We start from the raw sequence: 12456 nt of genomic DNA on the forward strand, positions 1-12456 counted from the left end.
GCGACCTCCCCGGTGTCGATCCGAAATTTCGAAGGACCTCAGAAGGAGAGATCGAGCACGCGGCCTTCGAAAAGCCGGTCTCGGGAACCTTCGAGATGCGCGCGCATCAGGTCGCGCGCCTCGTCGGCTCTGCCCTCGGCAATGGCCTTGTAAATGGCATTGTGCTCCTGGAACACCTGTTCGAGGCCCTGGCGGGGGCCGAGCAGCGAAAGGCCGTGAAGATGCATGCCGACGGCGATATGTGCCTTCAGGGCGTCGATCGAGGCGGTGTAATAGTGATTGTTGGCAGCCTCGGTGACGGCGCGATGGAAGATGAAGTCGGCATCGGCGCGATGCAACTGATGGCTGGTCGCTTCCCTCAGATCGGCAAGCGCGTCGGCGATCTTCTGAAGCGCTGCCTCATCCCGGCGTTTGGCCGCGAAATAGGCCGCCGCCGGCTCGATCGTCAGGCGGAATTCGTAGCAGCGCTGGATATCGGCGATCGTTTTGACCGGCGAATAGGCGAGCTGAGCCGTCGGCGAGCCATGTGCGCTGACGAAGGTGCCGGCTCCCTGACGGGCGTAGACGATCCCTTGTTCGCGCAGTCGGGCCAAGGCATCGCGGACGATCGGACGCGAAACGCCGAGCATCGAGGCAAGCTCGTGCTCGCCCGGCAGACGGGAATCCGGCGGATAATTGCCGGTCCGGATGCGCTCCAGGAGCTGGTCGAAAACGCGGTCGACCAGTTTCACAGCCTTGCCGCGTTCCGGCCGCGGCGGCGCCCCCGCCTGCGAATTCACTGATGCGCCGTTCGCTTCATCCACTCTCATTCTCCCTGCTGGCATCCGTCTATGCCGCCTGATTTCGGGGAACCAGTCTTAGCAAACTATCGGAATTGCCAAAGCCTCCCGACTTGATGGCGCAACGGAACTGCCGTCCTGCGCCATCGGTCAGATCGAACCAGGGAATGCCGGCTTCGATCTCGCCTTTCGGCCGAACGACCCGCACCCCCAATCCGCGAAGGACGGCAAGCGCGGTATCCCCGCCGCCGACCATCAGCATTTCCGGCCCCGTCGCAACTATGACCGATTTCACACCCTGCGCAAAGCGCGCCGCGACCTGCGCAGCCTCATGCGATATTTCTCCTGTGCAACGCAAGAGTGCAGGCAGCCGTATATTCCCGACCGGTTCGACTTCTCCCATCGGTGCATCGATCACCGTTGCGAGGGTTCCGGACCTTTCCAACCGTTCCATCTGGCGGGCGGTGATCGGATCGCGCGAGCCGAACGCAAAGAGCGTTTCCGCCCGGGCTTCGAAACCCTGGTGCTGGCTACCGATGTGGCCGCGGCCGAGATGGCGGGCGAGGGCGGCGCCAAGGCCGCGCGCACCGACGGCGAGAACCGATGCCCAGTCGTTTTCCGCCACGATCCGGTCGAGGTCCGCATCGCTTTCGGCATCCCCGATCGCGAGTCCTTCGGAATGTCCGGCAAAGAGAGCGGCAATCGGCAAGGGCGTGTCGACGCCGCGTCCGACGACAGAGGCGCCGGAGGTAAACCGTTGCTGATCCGGGATTGCCGGTGCAATCAGGATGCTCTTGCGTCCGAATACGTCGGCAAGCGCCGCACTTTCGGCCGCGACATTTCCCTTCAGCCTGGAATCGATCTTCTTCATGACGACCGCCGGAGCCGCAGCCGCAAGCTTTTGACCGGCGGCCAGGACCACCTCGGCCGCCTCGTCGCCGGAGAGCGCCCGCGAAGCCGTATTGACGACAACCACTTCAGCGCCTGTGGCGATGGCTTCCTCGATCGCCCCTGCATCGACCGCGACGGCGACAGACAGGCCCGCCTCGACGAAGGGCGTGCCGGTGTCGAGCGAGCCCGTCAGATCGTCGGCGATCACGGCAACCTTCAAGCTCATGCCGTCTGTCCCGGATTGACGGCGTGGCAGGCGACGAGATGGCCGGGCTTTGCCTCCGTCCAAGCCGGCACCACCTTGCTGCAGACCTCCATGGCAATCGGGCAGCGTGTATGGAAGCGGCAACCGGATGGCGGGTTGAGGGGGCTCGGCACATCGCCCTGCAGGATCTGGCGCTTGCGGTTCCTCTCATGCTCCGGATCGGTTTCGGGCACAGCCGACAGCAGCGCCTTCGTATAAGGGTGCAGCGGATTGTCGAAAAGCTCCTCGCGCGTCGCAAGCTCGGCTAGCCGGCCGAGATACATGACGCCGACGCGGGTGCTGATATGGCGCACGACCGCAAGGTCATGGGCAATGAAGAGATAGGTCAGGCCGTATTTCTCCTGCAGGTCGAGCAGCAGGTTGATGATCTGCGCCTGGATCGAGACGTCGAGCGCCGAGATCGCCTCGTCGCAGACGATGAATTTCGGCTGGCAGGCAAGCGCGCGGGCGATAGCGACGCGCTGGCGCTGGCCGCCGGAAAGCTCGTGCGGATAGCGCTGCGCAAAGCGTGGCGGCAGGCCGACATCGGTCAGAAGTGCTGCGACCCGGTCCTTCAGTTCCGCCTTCGTGGCGAGCTTGTGGAAGAGGATGGGTTCGGCGATCGCCTCGCCGATCGTCATGCGGGGATTGAGCGTCGAATAAGGGTCCTGGAAGACGATCTGCAGGTCGCGCCGGAAAGGGCGCATCTGTTTCTCGCCGAGCGTGGCCAGATCCTGGCCCTTGTAGACGACGCGGCCGCTGGTGGCGCGATAAAGGTTGAGGATGGTGAAGCCGGTCGTCGATTTGCCGCAGCCGGATTCGCCGACGAGGGAGAGCGTCTCGCCTTCCATGATGTCGAGATCGACATTGTCGAGCGCATAGACGGTAGCCGCGCGTTCTCCGAAGGCGCCGAGCTTGACGTGGAAATGCTTGACCAGGCCTTCGACCTTGAGGAGCGGTTGCGCACCCATCATGCAGCCTCCTGCATTCTCTGAACGACGAAACATGCGGCGCGGTGATCGATGGCGCCGGCGAGTGGCTCGAGCTTTGGCACCTGCTCGTGGCAGATCGCCTCGGCCAGCGGACAACGCGGCGCAAACGGACATCCCTTCGGCCGGCGGCCGGGCTCCGGCGGCGTTCCGCCGATCGAACTCAGTCGGCTTGCGGGCGCATCCGAAAGCTTGGGGATCGAGGAAAGCAGGCCGCGCGTGTAAGGATGGCTCGGGCGGGCATAAAGCTCGTCCACCGGCGCATCCTCGACGACGGTGCCGGCATAGAGTACGGCGACGCGATCGACGAGACCGGCGATCAGCGCCAGATCGTGGGTGATCCAGACGACGGACATGCCGAGCTTGGCCCGCAGCTCCTTCACGAGATCGACGATCTGCGCCTGGATGGTCACGTCGAGTGCCGTGGTCGGCTCGTCGGCGATCAAAAGCTTCGGATTGCAGGCAAGGCCGATCGCGATCATCACGCGCTGGCGCATGCCGCCCGAAAGCTCGTGCGGATAAGCCATCAGCCGCTCTTCCGGGCCTGGGATGCCGACGAGGCGCAGCAACTCGACGGCACGGGCGCGGGCCTCCGCCTTGCTTATCTTGCTGTGATAGATCAGCGGCTCGCAGATCTGGTCGCCGACGCGCATGACCGGGTTCAGCGAGGTCATCGGGTCCTGGAAGACGAAACCGATATCGCCGCCTCGCACTTTTCGCAGCTCCGAATTCGACATCTTCTGCAGGTCGCGGCCGTTGAAATCCGCGCTCCCCTTGGTGACCTTGATCTTGTTCGGCAGGAGCCGCATCAGGCTCAGCATCGTCAGACTCTTGCCGCAGCCGGATTCGCCGACGACGCCAAGGGTTTCGCCCTTGTTCACGTGAAGGTCGATACCGTCGACCACCACTGCTGGGCCACGCCTGGTTTCGATCTCGACGGTGAGGTCGCGGACGTCGAGAAGGCGTTCGTTCGCCTTGGTGTTCATTATTTGCTCCCCCGCGGATTGAGTGCATCGTTGAGGCCATCGCCGAGGAAGCTGAAGGCAACCGAGGCAAGGCCGAGCACGGCCGCCGGGGCGGCAAGGAGATGCGGATAGTGCTGCCAGACACGCAGGCCGTCCGAGATCATGTTACCCCAGCTGGGCGTCGGCGGATTGACGCCAACACCGAGAAAGCTGAAGGCGCTTTCGAGAACCATGGCAGTGCCGAGACCGGCGCTGACGGAGACGATCAGCGGACCCAGCGCATTCGGCACGATATAGCGCTTGATGATGATCCAGTTCGACAGACCGAGCGCCTGCGCCGCCGTGATATAGGGCCGGTTGCGGATGGAAAGCACCTGCGCACGTACCAGGCGGGCATAGGGCGGCCAGGAGATCAGCGCCATCGATCCGAAGACGAGGATGAAATCTACCCATACCGTCTGGCGATAGAAGGGGTTGAGCGTCTCCAGATAGCGCGCTTCCATCCATCGAGTGATCGGTGACTTCAGCGAGGCGTTGATGACGACGACGAGCAGAAGATTGGGGACCGACATCGTCACATCCGTCAGCCACATGATGACGCGGTCGAAGGGATTGCCGAAGAAGCCGGCAACAGCGCCAAGAGTAAGCCCGATCAGCACCGCGAAGAAGGTGACGATGACGGCGACCAGGAAGGCGGTGCGCGTGCCGAAGACGACGCGGCTGAAGACATCGCGGCCGAGATCATCCGTCCCGAAGAGATGCGAGAGGGAAGGGGCCGAGTTTCTGGCTGCGAGATCCTGGCTCAGATAATCGTACGGCGTGAGATAGGGACCGAAGATCGCCGCGAAGCCGAGGATCAGCACGACGGCGAGGCCGAAGAGCGCGAGCTTGTTGCGCTTCAGGCGGTGCCAGGCATCGCGCCATAGGTTGACCGGCGGCTCGTCGGCTGTCTCGACCGTGGAGAGGGGAATGGCGGACATGATCAGCGGCTCCTTCTCGAATCGCCGGCGCGCGGATCGAGCAGCGGATAGAGCACATCGACCAGCAGGTTCGACACCATGACCAGGAAAGACCCGATCAGCGTGATCGCAAGAATAACGGGATAGTCGGAATTGGTGAGTGCCTGCACGGTCAACCGGCCGAGGCCCGGAAGACCGAAGACGAGCTCGACGAAGATCGCGCCGTTGACGATCGTGATCATGATGAGGCCGAGCTGGGTGACGACCGGTGTCAGTACCGGGCGCAGGATATGCTTCAGTGCGACGACAATCTCCGGCACGCCCTTGGCGCGGGCGGTGCGGACGAAATCTTCCGACAGCACCTCGATGACGGCGGCGCGCGTCTGGCGCACGATGAGCGCGATCGGCTGGAAGGACAACACGATGAGCGGCAGGATGATGCGCACGTCGAAGATGCCGCCCCAGCCATAGGGCACCTTGATCATTGGCAGAAGCACGATCAGCCCCACCATCAGGAGCGGGCCGGCGACATAGGCCGGGACCGCCCAGAGGAAGAGCGCCGAACCGAGGATCGTGTAGTCGATGCGACTGTTCTGGTTGAGTGCGGCAAGCATGCCAAGCGGAATCGCCACCACGGCCGTCAGGACGATGGCACAGAGCGCGAGCTGGAAGGAGACGGGGGCGGCGGCGGACACCATTGCCCAGACGGAACGGCCGGAGGTCAGCGAATTGCCGAACTGGCCGTGCAGCAGGTTCCAGATGTAAAGGCCGAATTGCTCGATGAAAGGCCTGTTAAGACCGGCGCTCTCGCGGATGGCCTCGATCTTCTGCGGATTATAGGCGACGTCGCCCGGCGCGCGAAGGAAGATCAGTTTGATCGGATCGCCGGCGCCGTAGAAGGCCATCGCATAGACGGCCATCATCACGACCAATACCGACGGTATCCAGATGGCGAACCGCGTTAGCACATAGCGTAGCAAGGCCACCTCCCACTCTTGCCCGGCGCATGACTGGCGGGAATACCGCAAATGGCCGGTTCTTCTTGAAAGATGCGCGAAGACCCCTGCGGCCTTCGCGCCGATGTCAGGCCGCCTCAGGCGGCCTTGGTCGTTGCGGTCAGCCGATGGAAACGTCCCAGGGCGCCACGACCTGCCAGTCGAGGTTCTTCTCCATGGCCTTGACGTCCTTGGTTGCCCAGCGGGACATCGCCTGAGAATACCACGGAATGAACGCCCAATCCTCGCGGAACGCCTTCTGCGCCTCCTGGGCGAGCTTCACGCGGTCCGGATCGTCGGTGGACTTGGTCGCGGCCTCGGCAAGCAGGCTGTCCACCTTGTCGTTCTTGTAGCCGCCGAGTTTGTTCTGGGCGTTGGACGAGGTGGAGGCGATGGAGCCTGCAAGATAGGAAGCCGCATCGGGAACCCGCGTGCCGACGTCGTCGCGGAAGATCTGCACGGAGTTCTGGTCCGGTCCCGCATAGGCGTCTTGCTGCGGCTTCATGTCAACGGCGGTGATACCGAGGTTCTGGCGCCACTGCTCGGCGATGAACTGTGCGGCCGCCTCGATCGCCGGAGCCGAAATGCCGACGAACATGATCTTCGGGAGACGTTCCGGTCCGCCATACTTCGATTCCGCCAGAAGCTTTTTGGCGCCTTCCGGATCGTAAGGGTAGGGCTCGAAGCCGGAATTGTCGGCGCCCGGAACAGAGTTCAGGATCTGGTCAGCCTTCTTGTGCGGTCCGTCGGGATAGGAGGCCTTGAACAGGCCGTCGCGATCGACCGCCATGATCAACGCTTGGCGCACCTTCGGATCGTCCATCGGCGCGCGGGAGATGTTGAACCAGAAATGCTGGCTCGTCGGAATGATCGGGCCGGCGGAGAATTCGGGGCCGAGATCCTGGATGATCGTCGAGGTGACGAGCTCCGTATGGGCATTGTATTCGCCCGACTTGATGAGCTGCGTCGCCGTGACATTGTCTTCGATCGAGGCAATCTCGATACGGGCGAGCTTCGGCTTCGGCCCGAAGAAGTTCTCGTTCGGCTCGAAGGTCAGCGTGCCGGCGTCGATATCGATCGCGGTCAGCTTGAACGGGCCGGAATAGACCGCACTGTTGTCGGGCTTGTACCAGTCTGCGACTTCCTCGCCATCGCTGCCCTTGGACTGCGAAGCTTTGGTGATCGGGATGATGTGGTTGGCAAGGCGCATGAAGAAGATCGGGTCAGCTTCGGTCAGCGTGACGACGACCGTGCCCTCGTCCGGGGTGGCAACACCGGAGATCTCAGTTGCCGAACCTGCGCCCAGTTCCTTGTAGCCTTGAACCTTGCTCAGCACCTGGTCGGCACGCTGGCTCTTGGTGTTCGGCATGGACGCCACTTCCCACGAACCCTTGATATCGGCCGAGGTAATCTTGCTGCCATCGGAGAACACGGCCTTCGGATCGATCTTGAAGGTCCAGACCTTCTTGTCCGGCGATTCCCAGCTGGTGAAGACGTAGGGCTTCAGCTTGCCGTCGGCGTCGAAATACATCGGCGAGGCCCACCAGAAGGAATTCCAGCGAAAGGTTCTGCCGCCGCCGCGCAGCGGCGACCAGTCCTGGTCGAAGGCCGGGTTGATGGCCTTCAGCACCTGGCCTTCCTGCGCCTTCACGATGCGGGCGCTTGCGCCGAAAAGAGTGAAGCCGACACCGGCGGCCAGCCCGAGCTTGAGGGCTTCGCGGCGGGAAATCTGCGAAATGCTTTGGTCGTTGCGAATTGTCATTTGCTCCTCCGTGGCAAGCAGCGCGCTTGTTCGAAAGACCCTCCCCGAAGCCGCGCGACATGGCGTAGAGAGTTGCGCGATAATGTAAATCTGTCAATAAAAAATAACGAAGCGACCACCAAAACTGTATGGCTCAATATTTAATATAGAAAAATCAATAAATTAAAATCCAGGGCGGGGTTTTCTCAAATTTGTAAGATTGACAACTCCGGCACGTTGCGATGAATTCAGCACGGTAGGAACGTGCCCGGAAGGCCCGGTTTGAAGAGGAGGATACTTTGAGCGATCACAAGATTACAGGCGTCTACAGCGCCGCCACGACCCCTCTCAATGCCGATGGCAGCCCCGATCTCGGCCTCTTCACCGAACACTGCCGGAGGCTGATCAGCGAAGGCTGCCACGGCGTCGCGTTGCTCGGCACCACCGGCGAGGCCAACTCCTTCTCTTCGGCCGAGCGCCGCACCATCCTCGAAGCGGCGCTTGAGGCCGGCATCCCGGCGGACCAGCTTCTGCCCGGCACCGGCGTCGTCGCCATTCCGGAGACGGTCGAACTCACCAAGCACGCGCTCTCGCTCGGCGTTACCAAGGTGGTGATGCTGCCGCCCTTCTACTACAAGGGCGTCTCCGACGAGGGGCTGTTCGCCGCCTATGCGCAGGTGCTGGAGAAGATCGGCGACAGCCGCTTGCAGGTGATCCTCTACCATATCCCGCAGGTTTCCGGCGTTCCGCTCTCCATTCCGCTGATCAGCCGGCTGGTCGAAGCCTTCCCGAAAACCGTGGTCGGCATCAAGGAATCTGCCGGCGATTTCAATAACATGCAGGCAATCATCGCCGCTTGCCCGGGCTTCTCGGTGCTCTGCGGTGCCGATCCGCTGCTGCTGCCGCTTCTGAAGGCCGGCGGCGCCGGCTGCATCACCGCGACCTCCAACCTCGTCGCGAATTCGCTGCGCACCGTCTACGACCATGTTCATGACGAGACGCGTGCCGCCGAAGTCGAAGCTGCGCAGGCGCGTATCAACGCTTTCCGCACGCTGTCCAACTCCTATGTCCAGATCCCGACGATCAAGGCGATGGTCGGTCTGAAGACCGGCAATACTGCTTGGAAGCGTACGCGGCCGCCGCTGGTGCCGCTCAGCGATGCCGAATATGCGACGCTCGCCGAAGGTTACGCCAAGCTGCCGTAAGGGAGAAAGCTCATGCAAGCGACAGGCCTGCTGCCGGAGGAGGTTCCGGCTCTGATGGATGGCGTGCTTCGGCCAAATGGCGCTCAGCCCGGGCGCTTCGATGCCTATCTGCCGTCTCCGTGCATCCAGAACCACGCCGCCAACCTCGCGTTCCTGGCCGACGGCACGCTTACCTGCGTCTGGTTCGGCGGCACGATGGAGGGCATGGGGGACATCTCCATTTACATGTCGCGGCTCGCGCCGGGAGCCGATCGCTGGTCCGAGCCGGAGAAAATGTCGGACGATCCGGCGAAATCCGAGCAGAATCCGCTGGTTTTCACTGCGCCGGACGGCGGGGTCTGGCTGCTTTACACCTCGCAGACATCCGGCGACCAGGATGGCGCAGTTGTCAAATGCCGGATTTCCGAGGATGGCGGCAAGACCTTCGCGCCGGCCTATATTCTCTGCGACGTTCCAGGCACGTTCGTGCGCCAGCAGATTGTCGTGAACCGCAGCGGCGACTGGCTGCTCCCGGTCTTCCGCTGCATCAGCCTGCCCGGGCAGCGCTGGAGCGGTGACGCCGATACGGCGGGCGTGCTGATCTCTCGCGACGGCGGAAAAAGCTGGCAGATGCGGGATATAGCCGATAGCCTGGGCGCCGTGCATATGAATATCCTGCCGCTCGACGGGGACAGGATGGTCGCCTTCTTCCGCGATCGCTATTCCGAGAACGTCCGCGCCTCGCTGTCCTCCGATCAGGGCGAAACCTGGAGCGCGCTGGAGCCGACAAACCTCCCCAACAACAATTCCTCGATCCAGGCCACGGCCTTGAAAGATCGAAGAATCGCAATGGTTTACAACCACAGCAATGCTGCATCGTCGGATGCGCGACGTCAGTCGCTCTATGACGAGATCGACAGCGACAAGACGGCGAGCGTGGAGGTTTCCGGGGCGCCGGTGAGAAAGGCCGTCTGGGGCGTGCCGCGTGCGCCCCTCAGCCTTGCGGTTTCCGTCGACGAGGGCCGCAGCTTCGAGCGCAAGCTCGATCTCGATACCGGCGACGGCTATTGCCTGAGCAACAATTCGAAAGACATGCTCAATCGCGAGTTCTCCTATCCGTCGATTGTCCAGGGATCCGACGGCGTGCTGCATGTGGCCTATACCTATTACCGGCGCGCCATCAAATATGTGCGTCTTCCATTGGAATCAATTGCTTAGCACTCCGTGAAAATAGTTGGAGGGGCGCGGTGAGGCTGGATGCCGGAAGGCATTCGGCCTCACTGTGTCAACAGCGATGTTTACAAGTGTACGACAGATCGTGCACTTTCCTCTTCACTGGCGCTGGCGTAGGTCTTTCTAAGAAAATTGCTTTTAAGTCAATGGTTTAACGCGTATACCAGCTGCTTCATATCGATGCAGCCTCATCGAAATGGATCGGAAAGCAAGAAAAACCCTTGACCGTTCTTGCCAAAAACCAGCAATTGAGATAACAACTTTACATCATCGACGGCAAGTCCGTCGCGCCTCGGGGAGGACCGCAGATGGTCAGTTTGGATTCGCCTATCACCGTTGTCCGGCCGCACCTGATCGAATTCGGCCTCGGGACGGCGGGAAAGCTGGGCGCCTGGGCGGCCGACAAGGGCTATTCCCGCATGCTGGTCATTTCCGACGCCTTCAATGCCTCGCGCATCGACCTTTTGCAGTTGAAGGGCCAGGTTTCCGTCTTTTCGGACGTAGTCCCCGAGCCGGATATCGGCAATCTTGCCAAGGTGCTCGCAGCGGCCGGGGCGGCGCAGGCCGATCTCATCGTCGGTTTCGGCGGCGGCAGCGCCATGGACCTTGCCAAGTTGGCTGCCGTGCTCACCGGTTCGTCGCAGAGCCTGCGCGACGTCGTCGGAGCGAACAAGGTTCAGGGCCCCCGCAAGGCAGCGCTCGCCCAGGTGCCGACCACGTCTGGAACCGGAAGTGAAGCCGGCATCCGCGCTCTGGTGACCGATCCCGATACAAAGGCGAAGCTTGCCGTCGAGAGCCTGCATATGCTCGCCGATATCGCCGTCATCGACCCGTCGTTGACCTTCTCGGTTCCCGCCCGCACGACGGCCGCGACCGGCGTCGATGCCATGGCGCATTGCGTCGAGGCCTTCACCAATCGCAAGGCGCATCCGATGATCGATATCTACGCGATCGAGGGCATCCGGCTCGTCGGCAAATATCTCGCGCGCGCCGTCCGCGATGGTTCGGACGCTGAGGCGCGCGCCGGTCTTTCGCTCGCCTCGCTCTATGGCGGTTTTTGTCTCGGCCCGGTCAACACGGCAGGCGGACATGCGCTCGCCTACCCGCTCGGCACGCGCTGGCATGTCGCCCATGGCGCGGCCAATGCGCTGATTTTCCCGCATGTCCTCGCCTTCAACACGCCGGCCGTGCCGGAAAAGACGAAGGCGGTCATGGAAGCGCTCGGCTACAACACCTCTGACAGCATCAAGTCGGTCTTCGATGCGGCCTATGCCTTCTGCGCCGAACTCGGCATCGAGATGACGCTGTCCGGCCTCGGCGTGCCGGAAAACGATCTCGACGCCATGGCCGACGACGCTTTCGCCATCCGCCGGCTGCTCGACAACAATCCGCGCGACTTGACCCGCGCCGACATCCGCTCGATCTACGAAGCAGCCTATTGAGCAGGGTTTTCAAGAGGATTTGACTGATGGACAGGAATGCAAAAGTCGCGGTAACCCTCGGTGATCCCGCCGGCGTGGGCCCTGAGGTGATCGTCAAGGCGCTGGCTGCGCTGCCGGCCGCCGAACGGCGCGATTTCGTCATCGTCGGCAATACGGAAGCGCTGGAACGGGCAGCGCGTGCAACCGACATTACGCTCCGCTTCGGTCCTTCGGCCTCGGACGACGGAAGCATCATCGCCGTGGATGAAGTGCCGCTCGGCGCGGCCCTGCCGGAGATCGGCAAGGTCAGTCCCGTCGCCGGCGATGCCTCGGTCCGCTATATCGCCCGCGCCGTCGATCTGGCGATGTCGAAGCAAGCCGACGTCATCGTCACCGCGCCGATCAACAAGGAGGCGATGAACCTCGCCGGCCATCATTTCGACGGTCATACGGGCCTGCTTGCGCATCTGACCGGCTCCAAAAGCTCCTTCATGCTGCTTGCCTCGGAACGGCTGAACACCATTCACGTCTCCACCCACGTCTCGCTGAAGGGCGCGATCGAGCGGGCGAAGACCGAGCGCGTGCTGGCGACGATCGAGGCCGGACACAATCACTTCATGCGGCTGGGCAAGAACGCGCGCATCGCCGTCGCCGGCCTCAATCCGCATTGCGGCGAGAACGGGCTCTTCGGTACCGAGGACACGGAATTCCTCGCCCCGGCCGTGGAACAGGCGCGCGGCAAGGGCATCGATGTCGTCGGCCCCATTTCCGCCGATACGGTTTTTGCCCGCGCCTATAACGGCGCCTTCGACCTCGCCGTCGCGCAGTATCACGATCAGGGCCATATCCCGATCAAGCTGGTCGCCTTCGAAACCGCCGTCAACGTCTCGCTCGGGCTGCCGATCGACCGCGTCTCGGTGGACCACGGCACGGCTTTCGACATCGCCGGCACCGGCAAGGCCAACCACGTCAACATGCTTTCTGCCATCGCCTATGCACGGCTGATGGCCCGTTCGCCGCGTGATGCAAAGGCGCACGAACCGTCCTGAGGGGCG

General features: G+C 62.6%; 11 protein-coding genes. 4 read left to right on the top strand and 7 right to left on the bottom strand.

What is annotated here, in order from left to right:
• Nucleotides 1–38 precede the first annotated feature (38 nt).
• The 7 genes from HGP14_RS24185 to HGP14_RS24215 form a co-directional block, all read right to left on the bottom strand.
• A complete protein-coding gene (locus HGP14_RS24185; RefSeq protein WP_312862179.1) occupies nucleotides 39–803 on the bottom strand; it encodes a FadR/GntR family transcriptional regulator in 765 nt (254 codons plus the stop codon).
• A 25-nt stretch (nucleotides 804–828) separates the two neighbouring features.
• Nucleotides 829–1896: a four-carbon acid sugar kinase family protein gene (locus HGP14_RS24190; RefSeq protein ID WP_168832412.1), complete on the bottom strand. Its 1068-nt coding sequence runs from the start codon at nucleotides 1894–1896 to the stop codon at nucleotides 829–831.
• Nucleotides 1893–2885, bottom strand: coding sequence for an ABC transporter ATP-binding protein (locus HGP14_RS24195; protein ID WP_168832556.1), 993 nt, complete (start codon nucleotides 2883–2885; stop codon nucleotides 1893–1895). The genes HGP14_RS24190 and HGP14_RS24195 overlap by 4 nt, the downstream gene beginning before the upstream one ends.
• Nucleotides 2885–3889, bottom strand: a complete 1005-nt coding sequence (locus tag HGP14_RS24200) for an ABC transporter ATP-binding protein (RefSeq protein WP_168832413.1) — start codon at nucleotides 3887–3889, stop codon at nucleotides 2885–2887. Before HGP14_RS24200 ends, HGP14_RS24195 begins: the two co-directional genes overlap by 1 nt.
• On the bottom strand, nucleotides 3889–4848 hold the full coding sequence (locus HGP14_RS24205; RefSeq protein WP_168832414.1) for an ABC transporter permease: 960 nt from the start codon (nucleotides 4846–4848) through the stop codon (nucleotides 3889–3891). The genes HGP14_RS24200 and HGP14_RS24205 overlap by 1 nt, the downstream gene beginning before the upstream one ends.
• Nucleotides 4849–4850: 2 nt before the next feature.
• On the bottom strand, nucleotides 4851–5807 hold the full coding sequence (locus HGP14_RS24210) for an ABC transporter permease (RefSeq protein ID WP_168832415.1): 957 nt from the start codon (nucleotides 5805–5807) through the stop codon (nucleotides 4851–4853).
• A 136-nt stretch (nucleotides 5808–5943) separates the two neighbouring features.
• Nucleotides 5944–7584 (bottom strand): ABC transporter substrate-binding protein, encoded by a 1641-nt coding sequence (locus HGP14_RS24215; RefSeq protein ID WP_168832416.1) that lies wholly within the window; start codon nucleotides 7582–7584, stop codon nucleotides 5944–5946.
• A gap of 278 nt (nucleotides 7585–7862) precedes the next feature.
• On the opposite strand from HGP14_RS24215, the gene HGP14_RS24220 reads away from it, so the two are divergent.
• From HGP14_RS24220 to pdxA, 4 genes are all read left to right on the top strand, one after another.
• On the top strand, nucleotides 7863–8768 hold the full coding sequence (locus HGP14_RS24220; protein ID WP_168832417.1) for a dihydrodipicolinate synthase family protein: 906 nt from the start codon (nucleotides 7863–7865) through the stop codon (nucleotides 8766–8768).
• 12 nt (nucleotides 8769–8780) lie between these two features.
• Complete coding sequence (locus HGP14_RS24225) at nucleotides 8781–9965, top strand: sialidase family protein (RefSeq protein WP_168832418.1); 1185 nt, start codon at nucleotides 8781–8783, stop codon at nucleotides 9963–9965.
• A gap of 323 nt (nucleotides 9966–10288) precedes the next feature.
• Complete coding sequence (locus HGP14_RS24230) at nucleotides 10289–11422, top strand: iron-containing alcohol dehydrogenase (RefSeq protein ID WP_168832419.1); 1134 nt, start codon at nucleotides 10289–10291, stop codon at nucleotides 11420–11422.
• Nucleotides 11423–11448: 26 nt separating this feature from the next.
• Nucleotides 11449–12450: a 4-hydroxythreonine-4-phosphate dehydrogenase PdxA gene (gene pdxA, locus HGP14_RS24235; RefSeq protein WP_168832420.1), complete on the top strand. Its 1002-nt coding sequence runs from the start codon at nucleotides 11449–11451 to the stop codon at nucleotides 12448–12450.
• The last annotated feature ends 6 nt before the right edge of the window (nucleotides 12451–12456 follow it).

The organism is Rhizobium sp. P32RR-XVIII (genome assembly GCF_012641395.1).
Taxonomy (GTDB): domain Bacteria; phylum Pseudomonadota; class Alphaproteobacteria; order Rhizobiales; family Rhizobiaceae; genus Rhizobium.

Coding starts and splice junctions, on each gene's coding strand:
- HGP14_RS24230 (WP_168832419.1), top strand. CDS start 10,289: ATGGTCAGTTTGGATTCGCCTATCACCGTTGTCCGGCCGCACCTGATC.
- pdxA (WP_168832420.1), top strand. CDS start 11,449: ATGGACAGGAATGCAAAAGTCGCGGTAACCCTCGGTGATCCCGCCGGC.
- HGP14_RS24215 (WP_168832416.1), bottom strand. CDS start 7,584: ATGACAATTCGCAACGACCAAAGCATTTCGCAGATTTCCCGCCGCGAA.
- HGP14_RS24225 (WP_168832418.1), top strand. CDS start 8,781: ATGCAAGCGACAGGCCTGCTGCCGGAGGAGGTTCCGGCTCTGATGGAT.
- HGP14_RS24200 (WP_168832413.1), bottom strand. CDS start 3,889: ATGAACACCAAGGCGAACGAACGCCTTCTCGACGTCCGCGACCTCACC.
- HGP14_RS24205 (WP_168832414.1), bottom strand. CDS start 4,848: ATGTCCGCCATTCCCCTCTCCACGGTCGAGACAGCCGACGAGCCGCCG.
- HGP14_RS24190 (WP_168832412.1), bottom strand. CDS start 1,896: ATGAGCTTGAAGGTTGCCGTGATCGCCGACGATCTGACGGGCTCGCTC.
- HGP14_RS24195 (WP_168832556.1), bottom strand. CDS start 2,885: ATGGGTGCGCAACCGCTCCTCAAGGTCGAAGGCCTGGTCAAGCATTTC.